Genomic DNA, 19,477 nt, shown 5'->3' with positions numbered 1-19,477 from the left:
TCCACTCATGATTTTTCCATCAGTAAATCAACCTGCTCAGAGGTTAATGGTGAATGATAGAAAAGGTCAAAGAATTCAGCGATATCTTGCTTTATCGTCGCGGCAATATGGCCATCAAAGTGGCTTTGTAAACGGCGCATGCCAAGAAGGCGGTTAACGCCAGGAGGGCCATCTAACCAGCCAAATGGCATGCCCGTAAAGACAAGCAATTGCTGATTGGCGATAGCATCTAGCCCTTTCCACAGTGGTGAGGACGTCATAAATTCAATGGCTTCATCATATTGCGTTATAATAATATCAGGGTTCCATTGATAAAGTTGCTCCATGGAAATGGAGGTGAGCCCGCGAAAATTAGGGATATCTACGACGTTACGCAAACCGAGCATTTCTATGGCTTCGGTATGAATCGAGCCTTTAGCGCCTGTTTCTAGCCCTTTTGCCCCACGAGCAAGGTAAAAACTTAATGGTTTTTGTTGGGGTTTATTAGCAAAGGCAACCGCATCATCCAGATAACGCTGGGCGAGTTGGCTGAGTTTTTGTGCTTGAGGTTCAACACCGAGAGTTTCACCAAGCTGAGTGAGTTGTTGGGGGGAGTCTTTTAATCCACCGGCAATCAATAAATAGGGAATATTGGTCTGTTTCGCCACTTTCTCTGCTTGTGAGCGATAAGTATCATCAATATTGCCAGTGTCTATAATTAAGTCAGGGTTATAGGATAAAAGTTGTTCTAATGATAGCGTACTGCCTCGACCCGCTAAGCGGCCGTAAACGGGAAAATTGCGCCATTGTTGTGCGAAAAGCCCAGTATGGCCTTTGTTTAGTGAAATCGAAGCAAACCCCACCATTTTTTCTGGGGCAAGAGCAAACATCAGTAAATCAGAGGGTGGTCCCGAGCTGATAACGCGCTGAATATGGCTTGCAAGAGGAAGTTCGCCAAAGAGTGCTTCTTCGACAAAGCGCTGGCCTTTAGCGAAACTAGGCAAACTGTAGAAAGCCGCAAGTAAGGCACTGGATTGAAGAAATTGTCTACGATTGATTGCCATAATAAATATGAACACACCCGTTATGATAATAGTTATATAGCGCGAAAATTAGCGGAGTCATAGTAGAGAGTCAACCTGAAAAGTCGAGTTGTTAGAAAAACTCGACATTTGTGTGATGTAAATCAGTAACAAACATTGCTATCAATAAAAAGATAGCTGAACATAGAGAACGTTAATTTAATGAATATCACTTTGGACTTATGAAGAAGAAAAGACCCTCACTGCAGGATGTAGCAGATCAAGTCGGCATCACGAAAATGACGGTGAGCCGTTTTTTACGTAATCCAGAGCAAGTTTCAGAGCCTTTGCGCGAGAAAATTGCCGAAGCGCTCGAAAGTTTGGGCTATATTCCCAATAAAGCCCCTGATATTTTGTCAAATTCAACTAGCCACGCGATTGGTGTTTTGCTTCCTTCATTAACTAACCAAGTCTTTGCGGAAGTGATCCGAGGGATAGAAGCGGTCACTGATTGTCATGGCTATCAAACCATGTTAGCTCACTACGGTTATTTACCTGAAAAAGAAGAAGAAAGGCTAACTTCATTACTCTCTTATAACATTGATGGCGTGATTTTGGCTGAGAGGACGCACACTGAGCGCACCTTACGTATGCTAAAAACTGCAGGCATCCCTGTTGTTGAGATTATGGACAGTGTTTCACCTTGCTTAGATGTTGCCGTGGGGATTGATAACTTTGAAGCTTCTCGCCAAATGACACATGCGATGATAGAACGAGGTTGTTGCAAAGTGGTGTATATCGGGGCGAGGCATGATGAGCGAACGTTTATCCGCTTAAAAGGCTACGAGCAAGCCATGTTAGATGCCCATTTAGAGTTCCGTAATGTGATGACACAGGAGAGCTCATCTTATTCGCTAGGGGCGAAGTTATTGCATGATTGTTTAGAGAAGTACCCCGATACAGATGGGTTGTTTTGTACCAATGATGACTTGGCGATAGGGGCGATATTTGAATGCCAGCGGTTGGGGATTCATATTCCGCAAGACTTAGCTATTTCAGGTTTCCATGGGCACGATGTGGGTCAAGTGATGACACCGAAATTGGCCAGTATCCTTACGCCAAGAGATCAAATGGGGCGCAAGGCGGCAGAAGTGCTCCTAGCCCGCATGTCAGGTAAGAAGCTTACGGAGACGCACTTTGATGTGGGGTTTTCTGTCCTTACCGGCGAAAGCATCTAATTATTCCTCGTCATACTTCGCGCTGTCGCGTTGTTGCCTGCACTCGCCAACCCTAGTCACATACTTATGTATGCTCCCAGGCTTGGCTTGTTTGCCGCCTAGCGACAACACGAATTATTTAGAGGAATGTTTGAAGGGGAATGCTTGAAGAGAAAGAATAAATTTTAAATATACTTTTTGTTTTTTTATTTACGAGTTTTGCTTTGTTCTTCACCTGCCTTTTCTGATTACAGATTGAGAGTGGTATCACAGATCTGTTCTCTTATTCGCCAATTTGATTGCAATAAATCCGTACTGATAATAATGTTACCCGTAACAACGTTACCGGTAACATATTACTGGATGATGAAAAGAATAGAACAACAATAAAGCCTAAGGAGTTTCCTATGAGTGATACCCAAAAACAAAACTACACATTTGTCCTAATGGGGGTATCGGGTAGCGGTAAATCTGCTGTAGCAAGCGGTGTTGCTCAGCAATTGCAAGCGGCCTTCCTTGACGGTGACTTTCTGCACCCTAAATCAAATATTTTAAAAATGGCATCAGGGCATGCTCTAAATGATGAAGATCGTCAGCCTTGGTTGGTGTCGCTGAACCAAGCCATTTTTGCTATGCAAAGAACGAATGAGATTTCGTTAGTGGTATGTTCTGCACTGAAGAAAGCCTATCGTGATATTTTAAGAGAGGGTAATAAGAACTTATTTTTTATCTATTTAAAAGGCGATGCTAGCGTTATTGAAGAACGACTCAAAGCGCGTAAAGGGCATTTTTTCAAGCCAGAAATGCTCAAAACGCAATTTGCTACTTTAGAAGAGCCAAATGAAGCAGAAACTGATGTGCATGCGGTTGATATTCGCCAGCCTCTTGAAGACGTCATCGGTAATACCTGCTCAACGATTACACAGGTTGTCGCAGGAGATAAAGTATGAATACCGTTGAAACGCTCAGTACGCTCACGTTGGTACTCACCGCAGTGGGCTCTGTTGTTCTGCTGCTATTTCTAGTGATGTACGCACGCTTGCATGCTTTCGTCGCGTTGATGATTGTTTCCATAGGTGCAGGACTATTTTCAGGGATGCCTGTGCAGCAAATCACGGAAACCATGCAAAAAGGGATGGCGGGAACATTGGGGTTCTTGGCAATTGTGGTCGCACTCGGTGCGATGTTCGGTAAGATTTTGCATGAAACAGGCGCATTAGACCAGATAGCGAATAAGCTACTTAACTTGTTTGGTGAGAAGAATGCCCATTATGCAGTGGGTGTTGCTGGGCTAATTTGTGCACTGCCTCTTTTCTTTGACGTGGCTATTGTTTTGTTAATCGGTGTGGTGTTTGCCGTCGCAAATCGTACTGGTCATAATGTTGTTCGCCTTGCTATCCCATTATTTGCTGGGGTTGCAGCCGCAGCGGCCTTCTTATTACCTGGGCCAACACCGATGTTGGTTGCATCGCAAATGGGTGCTGACTATGGCTGGATGATTTTAATCGGCTTGTGTGCAGCTATCCCTGGCATGATTTTAGCCGGACCTTTGTATGGCAAGTTTATCAGTAACTATGTTCATATTGATATCCCAGCAGATTATCAAGCACCAAAAACTGAACATAGTAAAATGCCAAGTTTTGGATTCAGCCTGTGCTTAGTATTATTCCCATTGGTATTAGTGGGTTTAAAAACAATCGGAACGCATTTAGTTGAAAAAGGTTCCACACTAGAGCATTGGTTAGAATTTATCGGCCATCCTTTTACCGCATTACTATTAGCCTGCTTGCTAGCAATTTATGGTTTAGGTTTCCGTTATGGTATGGATAAAGAAAAAGTCATGGCGGTGTGTTCTGCGGCTATCCAACCTGCTGGGATTATCTTGCTTGTAACAGGTGCTGGTGGGGTATTTAAACAAATTTTGGTGGATTCTGGTGTTGGCCCTGCGCTAGGTGATTCTTTAATTGGTGCAGGTTTACCTATTGCTGTTGCGTGTTTCGTTCTCGCGGGAGCTGTTCGTGTTATCCAAGGTTCTGCAACAGTTGCCTGTTTAACCGCGGTAGGTTTAGTGCTACCAGTTATTAGTGAGCTTGGTTACTCAGGAGCACAGCTGGCTGCTTTAGCTGTCTGTATCTCTGGTGGTTCATTGATCTTAAGCCATGTGAATGACTCTGGTTTCTGGCTGTATGGCAAGTTTACTGGTGCGACAGAAGCACAAACCCTTAAAACTTGGACGGTGATGGAAACTATTTTAGGGACAATAGGGGCGATTGTTGGGATGATCTTCTTTGTCTTTTTATCATAGTAAATCGCTTTTTAAATAATAAAATTTTATATTCAAAATATCCCTCAATTGATGATTGAGGGATATTTTTTTTAGCTTCCTATTGAGATTTTTGGGATAACTATTTCATGACTACGGCGTGGGGAATTAGCGACTACCTGAATATTGACAGCATTGGGTGATAGGGCGATGTGCTGGGTAAACAATGGGGTAAGGCTTAAATCGTGGGTTGAAAAGAATATAATTGATTGCTCCAACTGTAATTCTTTTCTTAGCTGAGTTAAAAAATTTAGTGCATCATTTGATGCCATAAAGGATGTCGATTCATCTAAGAAAATAATGCTAGGTTTTTTTAACAAGGTAATCGCCAACATTAACTTCTGTTTTTCCCCTGTAGATGCTCTCACGTCACTAATTAAAGTATCCTCTAGCGTTTCTTTACTGATAGTGAGTTTTGGGCAACACAGTTGTGTGAGGCGAATAATGGTTTCATTATCAAAGACCCCATATAGATTAAAATTATCTCGAATGCTGCCATTAAAGAATATAGAGCTACCTGAGTGATAAGCGATTTTTTCTTGAAAAAATAAGCTAGAAATTTCATTGAGTTTGACATCATTGATGGTTATCTGCCCTGAATTATGGGCTAATGCGCCACAAAGGGCACTGATTAGCGTGGTCTTGCCTGAGCTGGATATCCCTGTAATACCAATAATATCACCGGATTGAGCGTCAATATCTAACGCATTGATCACTTTTTTGCCATCAAATTCAATAGAGATTTTCTGAGCTCTAAAGCTATCTACCGTATCAATATGTATACCATTTTCTTTAAAAGGATAATGGGTATTATCGACTAATTGAGAAACACTGGTTTGAATATGAAATAAATGTGTTTTCACTAAGAAGATGCGATTAATTGCGCTAGTAAGTGCCCCTGATAGTCTGCCGTTAATGATCATGACGGCGATAATAGATGAAAGACTGAGGTTTCCACCACCGATTGCTAAATAGCTAGCGACATACATGACAACCATGGATAAAAATGAATTCGTTTTGATGATTTCCATCCAATGGTGGTTTGCTTCATTTAATTTTAGTTTTATCTTCTCATCTTCATGTGTTTTTTGGTCAATATAGTGTTTAAAGTGAGTATCATTCAAAAATTTCAGTTCTTGTCTTTTTTGTTCTAAAGAATAATACAGTGCTGATTTTTCATAATTAAAACTGTTAGCTTGCAACATGTTTTGGTATGAACGAAAACGGATACTCAGACATAGGAACACAAAACCGGCATAGTAAGCGAGAAGTAGCACAGAGTAAAAACCCAGCATGCCACAGATACAAACGGTGAACAAAACCGCTAACCCAATATCATAGATGATTTGTGGTCGGGTTTCCCAAATTTGTAAAATCGACGCTTCGGCGGTTCTAACTTTAATTGAAGCACTTTTACAGTTGGTACATTTGAGTAAATTGACAAAGTAGCGATTAAAGATACCTATGTTACACTTTATTTTTTTGAGGTTTTTTTCATAAATAATGTGCTTAAGAAAAAACTCTAAACCAACAACAAAAATAAAGATAAAACTAATATACAGTAATGATGCAATAGATTCACTATAGACCAATCTTGAATTAAATAAATTGGAGTATAGCGGTAATAGTAAGGCAAAGACGACTAAAGGTAGCGTGAATAACGTTGATTTTGGTGTTAAGTTAATTAATGACTGAAAAATACTTTCTTTGCTTAGCTTTTTTGCACTAGAACGAAAGTAAAATAAATTTTTACTTTCTAGGAGTGAACTGGTTATTTTTGTATTTGTGGTTAAATTAATTAATGTTCCATCTTGGTTTCTAATGATGACATAATTACCATCGGTTATTTCCATAATAAATTCGGATGGCATTGTTATTTTATTACTATAGTCGATGCTAGTGTATTGATAGGTGAAAAATTCATTATCAATAAACTCGTTAATATTATTTAAAATGTATTTTTGGTCATGGGATTGGACTGATTGGCAAAAGGATTCACCCAATGAATTAAAATAGCTATAGATCGCATTGTGAAAATTAATTTCTTTCATCGTTGTTACTCTTAAAAAAGCATGTATTTAAACCAACAGTGTCCTTAATGGGTTTTTGGGCATCAATAATAATTTCTGGAATATTTCTCTTGAGTAAAACTGTGTTATATACAGTATAGGTCATTGCTGCATCTTGGGTTATATTATTCCCATAGCTACAATAAATTGCTAAAGATTTTACCTTTTTACTATCGATAACGTTTAATACTTCATTATTAAAGATCAATGATTGCATCATGCTACCCGCCATGATGTTATCTTCTTTGGCAACATAATTACTTTCAATGCCTTCTAACGTGGCTTTATTTTTATTTTTTCCCATTTCTAAGGCAGTAGATAATACATTTGCTAACAGTACAGACATTAACAAAACCATAACGGCAACAGAAGCCGATAACGCAGAAACAAAACCCAACATAGCATCACCAAACATTAAATGAAATATTGTCACCAATTAACGCAGTTAGGTAACTGAATACAGATATTTTTTTACTTGAGATATACACCATCACTGGCAACCCGTCGTGCTCTGATGAAAGGATCGTTTCCTGCTCTGGGGTAACTTGTACCGAATAAAAACGTTCTTGGCTCATCCTTTCTTTATCCGCAAAGGAGTCAGCACTGATTTTAGTCACCGTGCCGCGAATAATTTTTTTAAACCCTGGTGAGTTTACGACGATTTTTACTGGCAATTGCGGGGCGATAAAAGGGCGATATTTCGCTAATACTTTTGCCTCGATGACTCTTGAATCACGATGTTTTTTTAATACCATCACTAAGTTCGAAGCTTCAACATAGGAGCCTTTCTCGAGGTCTTTTTCAATATTTAAGACAACGCCATCCGTCGGGGCAAGAACACTGTTTGCCCTGATTTTGTTTCTTAGTAACTCCATTTGCCCATTGTTTTCTAGCATTTCTTTTTTTAGACGATTAAGCTGATCTTCATTATCTTGTATTTCACTAATTAATTTAGTGGTGTATTTTTTTTCAGATAATGACATTTCCCTGATAAGTCCTTGGGCATTTAATTCCCCTGTTGTAATCAGCGTTATTGTTCGGCTAATATCTGAATTGTTATTGAGTTTTTCTATCTCTGGAGCGCCTGCGGAAGCGAGCAAGTTTCCTTTTCTTTTTAATATCTTAATCTGATTTTGTAGTTCATTTAATTCTTTAATTTGTGAATCGTGTTTTGCACTTAGATTAAGAATTTCCATTCTCAATAACAAATATTCAGAAAGTTGTTTATAGGCGCTTAGGCTTTTGCTTTTTTCATTTTTGGCGATAGAAAAAAAATCAACTTCACTTTTAATTATGCCGTTAAGAATACTATTGAGTAATTTTTTGTTTTCCTCTAGGTCGCTAATTCTTTCATTTGCAAAATTCACTAAATGAGACAGTGTTTTCTCTTGATGAAAGGCATCTAAGTTGGTGTATGAAAATAGCACTTGGTCTTTTTCTACGGAGTCACCCGTTTTTATATTAAAGACATTAATGAAGCCCGATGCAGGACTAACGATGTCTAAACGGTTTGATACCCCAGAAATAATTCCTTCCCCAGGCGAGGCAATATCAATTTCTGCAAAGGTAATATAGGCGATAAATAAAGATGTTACACAAAGTAATACCTTAACCTTTTTCGGTACAAATCGAATTTTATCAATCAGGCGTTTCACTTTTAATTAATCTTCCTGTTAGCTGTAAGTATTCTATTTTATTCTTAATGTCTGAAATCATAAGTTCAGTTATTTTTCTTTCTATTGTTAACATGTCGAATAATGTATTAACCATTTCATAGAAAGAAGATTGAGAAATTTCATATTCACGTTTTTTACTTTTAATAATCGAATTCATTGTCTTAAGTTGTGCTTTTAGACTGGATAATTCGATATCATTTGAGGATGAAATAAGTTGTAAGTTTTTAATTCTTGCAATGATTTCTTTATGTTTATAATCTTTCCTATTTATTGCCGCATCATACACTTTAAGTTGAGCGATTTCAGACATTTTTTTATCTAAATCAAGAATGTTGAATTTAACTTCCAAGCCAATATAGGATTCATTATATGATTTTTGCTTATCAACATATCTTTCTTCTGCAATAACATGAACGTTGAATAATGAGTTTTGCTGGTAAGCACTTTCTTTCATGACGTTAGCTTGTGTACTGAGTATATTTAATTCGGTACTATTTTCGATGTTTTTATTATCAATCACTGTTGAGCTCAATTGCTTAATCAGTGTTTGAGGAATTAAAACTCCGTCTTTAGGGAAAAGAATGCCGGATGTTAGCTCAATATTAGATTTATACTGGTCAATCTCTGTTTTGATATTTTTTTGTTCGGTCTCTAGGCGCTGCATCAATAATGTCGCCTGCTCAACATCACTCATCTTTGCGATACCGCTTTGGTAGCGACGATTAATTAAGCTAAAAATATCTTGGGCATTATGATGTAAATCAGACGTGGTTTTTGTTAGCTCATTAAGAAAATGAATACCGATTAGATTGTTAGTGATAGAGGCATATAGATCTTCTTTTTCTTTTGCTAATAAAAGTTTTGCGGCGCTTATCTTTAAGTTTTTTTCGTTAAATCTATGGTGTAGTGCGCTGTCGTACACTAAAGAAGTTGCAGTTAGTTGGCTATTGGCCGTGTTATCGTGCTTTTTTACTTTTGTTGTTGCTGTCAATTTGGGTGCATAAAAATATTCAGTTTGTTTTGCGCGATATGTTTCCGCCTCAAGTTCTAATTTTTTAATTTGAATAGGGGTTGAGTTATCTAATATGCGTGCAATAAACGAGTCAAAATGTTCTTTTCTACTTTCCGCAAATGAGAAGTTGCTTGTTATTAGGGCGATAGTTAGCCCTGTTATGATATTTTTGATATACATAAATTAGTCCATTGATAATAGCGTGAGTAGTTTTTTTCGATTTTCTAATGACTTTTCTTGTAACCAATGTGTTGTTTGGCTAATTTCAAGGATGCCGTCTGCAAGTTTTTTACTGTCATCAGCTCGATGCTGTTGTTCTGCTAATAAGTAAGCTTCTAACTTTAATTTCCAATCATCATTTTCCGTTTTCGCAGATTTTAAAAAGTGAAGTTGCTCTTGGGCTACAGACGATAGGATTGACAGGCTACTCGAAATTTCTTTCGTTAGATCATTTCCTTCTGGTATCGAAATTAATTTATTTGCCGTACTAATATTAATTTCTTGCAGTGAAGCAAGAGCTTGTTGAATATGATTGAGTTCATTCGAGTATTTTCCAGTCGTAGACGGTTTTTTCTCAGATTTAATTTCTTTTTTATAAAAGAAATTAAAAAAGTTAAGGCTGACCAATAATAAAACGGAGATGGATACCCCAAGAATCGAAGTTAAGAATGCGAAGGACATCGAATTCAGCGCCATCGAAATGGATGAAATCATCGCGCCCATTTTTTCAGATACATCACCATCTCCAGATAGTGAAGCAGAAATCGCAGTGATCATTCCCGTTAAACCAATAAAGGTCCCGATTAAGCCTAATGAAACGGTGACGGAGGCCGAAAGTTTGGTTTGGTTAGAAAGAAACACATAATGCCCCTGTGTATTTTGCTTAAATACCTTATGGCATAGAAAAATCACTAAGGGGTAAATATAAATGCCAATCATGGCATAGCTAATTTCAGGTGCGAGTTCAATACATTGCAGAACCATTTCCCCAATACCTTGAAAAAGAAAACAAGCAAGAAATGTGACTGCGTAAAAAAATAATCCAATATAATACATTTATTTATAATCCCAATAGATACATGAATTCCACTCTGGGCAATATTCATCATTTCCTTGTTGTAGGACGACTTCTTTATTGCTACCAATCTTTTTAACTAACGATGACATATACAGAAGGTTATATGCGTTTTTTTCTTGGCTATTCTTAATTATATTATTGACATAGCCATTGAATATTATTTTTTCTCCGCGACTCTGATTGAATTCATTTTTAAGTAACGTGATCTCATCAACAGAGAGACTTATTCCACCTTTGAAATAAATAACTTTTTTTTGCATGTCAATTTTGACGCTTTCAAAGTTTAGATAGCCATAATTAATATAGGTACTTGCTGTTTTTAGTGCGCTAAAAATAAAAACCATAGAGACTAAAATTATGATACATAATGTTCCACTTAGCCCATCGACCATGGGGGCAAGTTCTTCGTCTGAGTTATCATCCTCTTGTTCTTCCATTTATACTATTACCTCATTTTTATAAAATAGCCGCTATCTTTAATAATGTTTTTTAATTTAAGGTAGCGATATTAAGCGTAATTTAGGCTTTAAGTATAAGTATTATTTTTTCAGGGCTCACTGGAGTATTGGCTCAAAATTAATGAAAGAAAGCTCATTGTATAGAGTTGGCATATTATTTTTTTGGGCGTGAATATATTGTAGAGGTAGAAAATATTTATACCTTTATATTTAAATTGAATCTTTCAAATAACACAATAAAGAAATGACAAAATGACGAAGATAACCGAATCAAATGACATAATTATCAAAAGCTTTAAAGTTCAGGGATTAGATTTAATCATCACAACACCGAATGGAATGGTGGAAAAAATTGCCAATGGACTTTCCGATATTATTTTAGGAAATATCACCTTATCCACAGAAAAGGGTGTGAAATTATCACAAGATGAAGTGTTGTCCTCCATCACGATGAATCTAGGTGCTGATGCGGTCTATATCAAAGAGCAATTCACCAGTGAGATGGTAAATGTCTCTGATCATCAGAAAATTAATGATGAGGAAGAAAATGAAGCTGAGAAAACATTTGGTGAACAACTTTCTGAATTAAATCAAAAAAATAAAGAGCTAGCTCAGATTATTCTTGAATTGGAATCGACGAATGAGGAAAAAGAGCAGCAGTTAAGCTCTTCCATGACAAAGCTAAATCAGGTAAAGAACCAAGCCAATCAAAAAAATAAAACTGAAAATGTAGTACCAAAAAATGACAAGGTATCAACAGTTTTACCGCAGCCACCAGTAAAACCAGTGAGCTCATCATCGTCGAGCCCCTCCGCAGAAAAACCCAAAGAAGCCCCGGTTATCATTCCTCCCAAAAGCAAACTATACCTTCAAGGTTCACTGAAGGAAGACGCTGATTCAGGGAAAACCGGTGATCAAATTACTAATATTAATAAGCCTATTTTTACAGGGAAAGTCTCTCTTGATGCTACAGCGCATTTGGTGATCAATGGTAATAAATATCCGATTACGGCGGATAAAGACGGAAATTGGTCGTTGGAAATTTCAACACCGCTTAAAGATGGCGATTATGATTACCAAATTGTTGCTTCGCGAGGTAATGGGGACTCCATCACGGTTGACGGAAAAATAACCATCGATACCCATTTAGAAACCTTGTCCGTTGAGCTTGATAGCCACTCGGACAGTGGTGATAAGGGCGATAACCTTACCAATCAATCCCGACCGATGTTCTCAGGTAAAGCAGAAGTCGGCAGCAAAGTCACGCTGACTATAGGCAAGCAAACTATTTCCACCTTGGCAGATAAGGACGGTAATTGGCAAGTCACAGCCAAAGATCCTTTACCTGAGGGGCTATCAAGCTATGAAGTTACCGCACTAGATACGGCAGGAAATAACAAAACCGTGAAGGGATCAGTGACGGTTAAAACCTCAGTACCTGATGCCACGGCGAAGCTGGACGGCAAAGATAATTTTATTACTCAGGATACCACCCCGACCCTATCCGGTAAGACAGACCCCTACGCCGACGTTATCGTTAAAATTGGTGACCAACAGCAAACAGCAAAAGCGGATAAAGAGGGTAATTGGAGTGTCATATTCGATAAGCCATTCAAAGATGACCATTATGGACTCACCGTTACCACAACGGATGCGGCGGGTAACCAAGGCTCGTTTGTAAAAGAAATACAAATTGATACGGTTCCTCCTTCAAGCCTATCGTGGATTTCGAGTGATCATGATTCAGGGACAAAAGGGGATCATATTACGCAGAATAATCAGCCTTTTTTAACTGGGCTGACTAAACCTTATGCGGTCGTTACACTGAGTTTGATGGGGGGAGAACAGACGGTCATCGCTGATGCTTCAGGCAAATGGCAAGTGAAACCAACCAAAGCGTTACCTGATGACCGTTATGAATACACGATTACGGTAAAAGACCCCGCAGGTAATGAGTCAACAACACCGAATTATTTTATTGTTGATAGCAAATTGGATAATTTATCCGTTGAACTCAGTTCACATTCCAACAGTGGTGATAAGACAGACAATCTCACTAATCAATCCCGACCGACGTTCTCAGGTAAAGCAGAAGTCGGCAGCAAAGTCACGCTGACTATAGGTAACCAAACCTTATCTACGGTAGCAGATAAAGACGGGAACTGGCAGGTGACGGTAAAGGATGCGCTACCAGAAGGAACGTCAACCTACCAAGTCATTGCAGAAGATGCAGCAGGGAACAGCAAAACGGTGACGGAGTCGGTGACGATTAAAACCTCGGTGCCCGATGCTACGGCGAAGTTGGACGGTAAAGATAAGTTTATCACCAATGACACCACTCCGACCCTGTCAGGTAAGACAGACCCCTACGCTGACGTTCTCGTTAAAATTGGTGACCAACAGCAAACAGCAAAAGCGGATAAAGAGGGTAATTGGAGTGTCACATTCGATAAGCCATTCAAAGATGACCATTATGGACTCACCGTTACCACAACGGATGCGGCGGGTAACCAAGGCTCGTTTGTAATAGGTAACCAAACCTTATCTACGGTAGCAGATAAAGACGGGAACTGGCAGGTGACGGTAAAGGATGCGCTACCAGAAGGAACGTCAACCTACCAAGTCATTGCAGAAGATGCAGCTGGGAACAGCAAAACGGTGACGGAGTCGGTGACGGTTAAAACCTCGGAGCCCGATGCTACGGCGAAGTTGGACGGTAAAGATAAGTTTATCACCAATGATGCCACCCCGACCCTGTCAGGTAAGACAGACCCCTACGCCGACGTTATCGTTAAAATTGGTGACCAACAGCAAACAGCAAAAGCGGATAAAGAGGGTAATTGGAGTGTCACATTCGATAAGCCATTCATAGATGACCATTATGGGCTCACCGTCACCACAACGGATGCGGCGGGTAACCAAGGAATATTCACCGAAAGCTTCTTGATTGATACAGTAAAGCCCTCCGCAGAGGCAGCTATGAGACCTAGTCATGACTCAGGTGTAGTGGGGGATAATATTACGAATGAATCGCGACCATTTATCTGTGGAACAACAAAGCCATATGCAAAAGTGACGGTTTCTTTTCCAAGTTATGCTGGCGGCGAGATGGTAAGATTTGCCGATAAAAATGGGTATTGGGAAGTTCGGCCTACGGCTCCACAATCTGATAAGATTATCAATTATACTGTGAAAGTAACAGACTTAGCAGGTAATACGTCATCGTATCAAGGTAAGTTTGAGATTGATTCAAAAATGGAACTCACCTCGGAATTAAACCTTGCAAGCCAAAGTGATACGGTAAAGGATGGGGTAACCACCCATTTAATCCGCCCTCAAATTAGTGGAACATCAGACCCTGGGGCTAAAATCACAGGGCAGTTTAAAGGAACCACAAAAACTGTATATGCTGACGAAAACGGAGAGTGGTCGTTAACCTTTGATATTGATGCGGATGCAGGGCCAAATAATGAATATACTATTAGCGCTGTTGATGGTGCCGGTAATAATAAGACGTTAACACAGAGTTTTGTTTTTGAACCAATTCTTGTGGAAAATGAAAAAAAACCAGACCTTATAGTAGCATTAGACAAGGATAGCGATAGTGGTGTAGTGGGCGACTATATCACCAATATTGTGAAGCCTAAATTGGAAGGAATAGCAACGAAGGATGCAAGCATTGTTGTTACCATCAATAATGAAACATATCAGACTACAGCGGATAGTGTGACAGGAAAATGGGAAATTATCACATCATCACTACCTGAAGGAAATAATAGTTATACAGTAACGGCGACACACCCTGACTTTAGTAAGCCAACCGAAGTAACTGGACTGGTCTTTATTGATTCTACTTCCCCTATCTCCACCATTCAATTAACCGATGACACTGATTCTGGCATAAAAGGAGATTTTATTACCAATAACCGTAGACCAGTGTTTACAGGGAAAGGCGAGCCTAATTGTGAGGTTATTTTAACCGTTTCTAACCAAGTTATTTCAACAAAAACGGATAAAAATGGTCATTGGTCATTAACATTGGATAGCGATTTACCAGAACACTTTTCGGGGAAGTTTAATGTGTCGCTGGAAGATGCCGCAGGTAATCTTTTTGAGCAAGATGGCATGTTAATTGTTGATAATACCAAACCTGTCATCTCTAATATTGGGTTGAAATCTCCATATAATAAAGATTGGTCTGACGGCTCTCTTGCGACGAATGATTTGACCCCAGCTTTTTCGGGTAAGGTGTCGCCAGGCTCAAGCTTGGAGTTTTCACTTACGATACGATTTAGCGGTCAGATACATAAGCATACGTTCAAAATTACCGATATTGATGAAAATGGCAATTGGACGTTTACCTTGCCAAGCGGAATGATGCAAGAAAAAACGACTGCTTATTATCACATTCTCGATATGGAGTTTAAAGCTACATCCCCATCCGGTATTGAGACAACTGAAAAATACCACACACAAGGTGTGAGGATCCGTGACTCAAACCTGATTATCACAGGGGGGGTTGCAGCAGAGTCAAGTTCGACGGGTATGGACGACCCTCACTTAAGCTTTTCTCGCAACCCGACATTGCAGGGGACCTTGACTCATACTTGGGATAGGGATCAGTTAACAGGGCATCTTTATATTGGTAATAAAAAATACCCAATATCATTTATGTCTAATAGTACTAAATGGTCGGTTGTACTACCGCCTGACACACAGTTACCACAAGGTGAAAATAACTACCATATTGTTATTACTGATTTATATGGTACTAAACACGAATACTCATCTTTTATTACTGTTTCAGATTTTAAATATTGGTTAGACAATGATTCTGGGTTCACCGGTGATCATGTGACTAATGATGTTAAGCCTGTATATAAAGGTGTTGCAGAGCACGGCGCAAAACTATCCGTAATAGTCGATGGCGTATTACATTCAATCGATATTGATAATAATGGGAAATGGAGTTTTGAAGTCCCAATAAAAGGGGACGGGGATTATCAAATTGAATTTATTTATGCGAATAATGGCTTAACCGTAGTGAAAAATACGCTTACTATTGATACGCTCGCCCCTGAATTTATTGATGGTAGTGTTTATTCTGGCAATGCCCACCCTGGGACTTTAGTGGCGAATAGTAATAAATTTCATATTTTCTTAAATTACAAAACGCCAGTTGATTATTATATTATTGAAATTGATGGTCAAAAAGTGACACATGATAGGGTGGAAAAACCCTTTGATGGAAACAGTACGCAAGTTGGTGGGATATTGACCCTACCTAATGGTGTACATCATGGTAAAGTCATTGCTTATGATAAAGCGGGTAATAAGTTGGAACATGACTTTATCGTGCCTGTGTTAGCGGGGGATCAAGGTAGCTATCCCCCTAAAATTTCAGTAGGTTTACATGAAAAGCTGCTAGTATCTGAATCAGATAAACATGTGGCATTTAATGATAATACATTGAAATTAATCGGTACTACGACACCGGGTAGTAATATCGAAGTCATGGATGCACAAAATAATTTATTAGGAACAGCGACGGCGAATAATGCGGGTGTATGGGAGCTACAGCTACCTGAGCACCTTATCCCTGTAGGGATCCAACATGATGATAGTATTCAGTTGGTCGTTAATGTAAAAGATCTACTCGATCGCGAAAGTCAATTAAACTTTAATCTTACTTATGATAATCAACCGCCTGAAATTACAGGTGATGTTGATGATGTTCTATTGAAAGATATACAGCAAATTAATGTCAATACTCCTAGCTTTAGTGGTAAAACGGAGGCTTATGCTGAAGTCACTTTGCAGATAGCCAATGAAAGTTATTCAACGGCTGCTGATGAACATGGTGTTTGGAATATTACCATACCTGAAAACAACGCTCTTAACGAGGGATCTCACTCCTATACGATAAGTGCAACAGATACCCTTGGGTTATCCAGTACTCAAAATGTGATCAGAGATTTGATTGTTAAGACAACACCGACTTTGTCTGGTTACCTAAATGAAGATAGTGATTCTGGTGAATTAGGCGATTTTATCACTCATTTCAATAAGCCCGTATTTAAAGGGATCACAGAACCTAATGCATCAATTCGTTTAGTTTTCGACAATAAAATTGCAGATGCTTATACAACCGTTGCGGATGCAAATGGGCATTGGAATATTCCTGTTAGTAAAGAATTTAATGATGGCACATATAAATATGTCATTAGTGTCAGTGATCCTGCACAAGGGATTGATGGAAAGATTGAAGGGGAATTGGTGATCGATACTGTCGCTCCGAATAGCCTTACTGGTGGAATATGGAATACAACCAGTGGGGTGCTAGAAGAGTCTGCAATGGCCAACACCTCAAGGCCTATTTTCAAAGGTACCAGTGAGCCATTAACATTTATTCATATCAACATTGGCAGAAATATGTATGAGGGTATTCTTGTTGATGAAAATGGGAATTGGGAATTTGTTATTCCAGAAGAATTATCACTACAAGATGGTGAACACGATTATCAAATTATAGTGGAAGATGTGGCAGGGAACCTTCAATTGAATTCCCCAATTATTGGTAAGATCACGGTCGATACTACTCCCCCCAATCTGTTGAATCATCAATTGGATAGTTCATCTGATTCTGGTGTATCCAAAGATGCAATCACTAACATTAATACTCCAACCCTAACAGGGACTACAGAAGCGGGTGCGAAGGTAATTTTAAGTATTAATAACGAAGGTTATGACGTAATTGCGGATGATAAGGGGGAGTGGTCTATCCTAATTGACAATCCACTCCCCGATGGCTCTTACCATTATCATGTTTTTGCACAGGACAGTATTGGAAATAAAACACCACAACAAACTGGGAAAATTACCATAGATACTCAGGCTCCAGATACGCTTATCGCTGGCGTGAAGGGGAAACTCGTTGACACAGTTGAGCAAGATATACTCACAAATGTGAAAACGCCAACGTTCAGTGGCACCAGTGAAGCTTTTGCTTTAATTACGATTAAGATTAAGGATAGCAGCTCCTCTGAGCACGCAACTAAAATCGTCACGGCAGACGATCAGGGGCACTGGAAATGGACGGTAGACGCTTCAGAGGCACTAACACAAGATGGGACATATACTTACCATATTACCGCAGCGGACGCAGCGGGTAACATCAGTGCCGTTGATGCCTCGGGGAAAATTACCATAGATACAACTCCCCCTCAACTTGTCGATACTCAAGTTAACATACAAGATAATAATCATAATAATAAGGTTACGCTCAATTTTTCGGGAATGGCAGAATCTAACTCATCAATAAAGATCACAATTAATGACCAAGACGTAACGTCTAAGGCTATTAATGTAGACTCTCAGGGGAAATGGTCATTTAAATCTGACGATTATGAAAAACTGAATGTTTATCAATATAAGATAGATGTTATGGATACCGCTGGAAATATTCATTCGGCGGGGGGGGAAATTTCGGCTAGTGAGCAGATAATTTTACCTGTTCAAGGTAGTTCAAGAATGATGCCAGATACTTTGATACATGAAGTAAATAATATGGTGATTGAGGATGAAACTTATTTCTAGGAGTACTTTAAGTGGGTATGGATGGAATTTAAGTATTGAATAAACATGATAGACTCACTGTAACCTAACTCTCTAACAATCATAGCTTTTGTAACTCAGGGCTATGATTGTTGAGAAATTCAATCAACAGTATGAGTGTTATTCTCACTTTAAATAGGGTGGAAGCCAGTCTCTATATTATGGAAATTTTTAAATGTGAGCAAAAAATAAGGGACATCATCATAACCGACTTCTTGTGCGATACGCGTCATTGGTAAATTATTGGTTTTAGATAACATCATGGCTTTATTCATTCGTGACATTAAACTTATTTTTGAAAAACTGGTTTGCTCTCGAGCAAGATGACGCTTTAAGGTTGAGGTACTCATATGCAGTTTTTTTGCGATAACATCTAAAGTGCAACACTGTTTTCCTGCATTATGGAAAATCAAATCATAGACTTTATCTTTTATGGAGCGATGAATTGATGCATGGAGTATTGGAATAAAATCGTCCATCAAGAGAAAAAATGAAAGAATGAAATTTAAATAGATATTGACCTTATGAGTCGCTATAGATGCCGATATTTCTTTTCTAGCAGAAATAAATACATTCTCGATAATCGGATTTTCATGTAAATCAATGCAACAGACTCTAGCTGTTGGTTTTGTTTTTCCATAAATCAATAGTGCAGCATGTTGCTGGTAAAAATATTTCAGCATTTCATCGGTGATTGGAATAACCTCAACAATAGGGGCATGATGTCTATCATTATTAATTATTTCAACGAGTTTACCTTTCGGGAGATAACAAATATTTGAAGTTGTAAATGTTTGCCATTCCCCATCTTCTAAACGTATTCCAATATCAGTTTCACAAGTTCTCAGTAATAGCGAATGTGTAAGATAAAACCGATTTCTTCCTATATCGGGTGATGAGTTTATGTAAGAACAAAATGTCTTTTCACAGAAAAAATTTGACATAAAGTAAACCTAAAAAATATTACTTACGGTAGTTAGTCATAGCATTCTTCAAGCTCCATTGAGGATGTTGATATTTATTTATCAT

Annotated in this window: 12 protein-coding genes; 4 read left to right on the top strand and 8 right to left on the bottom strand. The window is 38.7% G+C overall.

Annotated elements, in window-relative coordinates:
- Positions 1 to 5: 5 nt before the first annotated feature.
- Positions 6 to 1,043 (bottom strand): ABC transporter substrate-binding protein, encoded by a 1,038-nt coding sequence (locus PSF27_RS13540; protein ID WP_206086235.1) that lies wholly within the window; start codon positions 1,041 to 1,043, stop codon positions 6 to 8.
- A 200-nt stretch (positions 1,044 to 1,243) separates the two neighbouring features.
- Here PSF27_RS13540 and gntR point away from each other — a divergent pair, with 200 nt between their 5' ends.
- The 3 genes from gntR (at position 1,244) to gntU (ending at position 4,523) form a co-directional block, all read left to right on the top strand.
- On the top strand, positions 1,244 to 2,239 hold the full coding sequence (gene gntR / locus PSF27_RS13535) for a gluconate operon transcriptional repressor GntR (RefSeq protein WP_272681667.1): 996 nt from the start codon (positions 1,244 to 1,246) through the stop codon (positions 2,237 to 2,239).
- A gap of 386 nt (positions 2,240 to 2,625) precedes the next feature.
- Positions 2,626 to 3,168: a gluconokinase gene (gntK, locus tag PSF27_RS13530; RefSeq protein WP_206086237.1), complete on the top strand. Its 543-nt coding sequence runs from the start codon at positions 2,626 to 2,628 to the stop codon at positions 3,166 to 3,168.
- Entirely contained in the window at positions 3,165 to 4,523 is a 1,359-nt protein-coding gene (gntU, locus tag PSF27_RS13525; protein ID WP_272681666.1) for a gluconate transporter, read from the top strand. The genes gntK and gntU overlap by 4 nt, the downstream gene beginning before the upstream one ends.
- Before the next feature lie 71 nt (positions 4,524 to 4,594).
- On the opposite strand, the gene PSF27_RS13520 is transcribed toward gntU, so the two are convergent.
- From PSF27_RS13520 to PSF27_RS13495, 6 genes are read right to left on the bottom strand one after another with little or no spacing between them, the layout of a single operon-like run.
- Positions 4,595 to 6,592, bottom strand: coding sequence for an ATP-binding cassette domain-containing protein (locus PSF27_RS13520; protein WP_272681665.1), 1,998 nt, complete (start codon positions 6,590 to 6,592; stop codon positions 4,595 to 4,597).
- Entirely contained in the window at positions 6,579 to 7,010 is a 432-nt protein-coding gene (locus PSF27_RS13515; protein ID WP_272681664.1) for a hypothetical protein, read from the bottom strand. Before PSF27_RS13515 ends, PSF27_RS13520 begins: the two co-directional genes overlap by 14 nt.
- Positions 7,011 to 7,014: 4 nt before the next feature.
- The gene (locus PSF27_RS21080) at positions 7,015 to 8,265 is read right to left on the bottom strand and encodes an HlyD family efflux transporter periplasmic adaptor subunit (RefSeq protein WP_272681663.1); all 1,251 of its coding nucleotides are present in this window, start codon (positions 8,263 to 8,265) and stop codon (positions 7,015 to 7,017) included.
- Positions 8,249 to 9,478: a TolC family protein gene (locus PSF27_RS13505; protein WP_272681662.1), complete on the bottom strand. Its 1,230-nt coding sequence runs from the start codon at positions 9,476 to 9,478 to the stop codon at positions 8,249 to 8,251. The genes PSF27_RS21080 and PSF27_RS13505 overlap by 17 nt, the downstream gene beginning before the upstream one ends.
- Positions 9,479 to 9,481: 3 nt before the next feature.
- Positions 9,482 to 10,354 carry a hypothetical protein gene (locus tag PSF27_RS13500; protein WP_272681661.1) on the bottom strand — a complete coding sequence of 291 codons (873 nt, stop codon included), beginning with the start codon at positions 10,352 to 10,354 and terminating at the stop codon, positions 9,482 to 9,484.
- The gene (locus PSF27_RS13495) at positions 10,355 to 10,813 is read right to left on the bottom strand and encodes a hypothetical protein (RefSeq protein ID WP_272681660.1); all 459 of its coding nucleotides are present in this window, start codon (positions 10,811 to 10,813) and stop codon (positions 10,355 to 10,357) included.
- Between the two features lie 273 nt (positions 10,814 to 11,086).
- Here PSF27_RS13495 and PSF27_RS13490 point away from each other — a divergent pair, with 273 nt between their 5' ends.
- On the top strand, positions 11,087 to 18,430 hold the full coding sequence (locus tag PSF27_RS13490) for an Ig-like domain-containing protein (protein WP_272681659.1): 7,344 nt from the start codon (positions 11,087 to 11,089) through the stop codon (positions 18,428 to 18,430).
- Between the two features lie 149 nt (positions 18,431 to 18,579).
- Here the strand turns inward: PSF27_RS13490 and PSF27_RS13485 are convergent, their stop codons facing one another.
- Positions 18,580 to 19,392 (bottom strand): helix-turn-helix domain-containing protein, encoded by an 813-nt coding sequence (locus PSF27_RS13485; protein WP_272681658.1) that lies wholly within the window; start codon positions 19,390 to 19,392, stop codon positions 18,580 to 18,582.
- Between the last annotated feature and the right edge of the window lie 85 nt (positions 19,393 to 19,477).

Source organism: Providencia sp. PROV129 (assembly GCF_028482245.1).
In the GTDB taxonomy this organism is placed as follows: domain Bacteria; phylum Pseudomonadota; class Gammaproteobacteria; order Enterobacterales; family Enterobacteriaceae; genus Providencia; species Providencia vermicola.
Note: the sequence above shows the minus strand (reverse complement) of the source record. Positions and strands in the feature narration are given on the sequence as shown.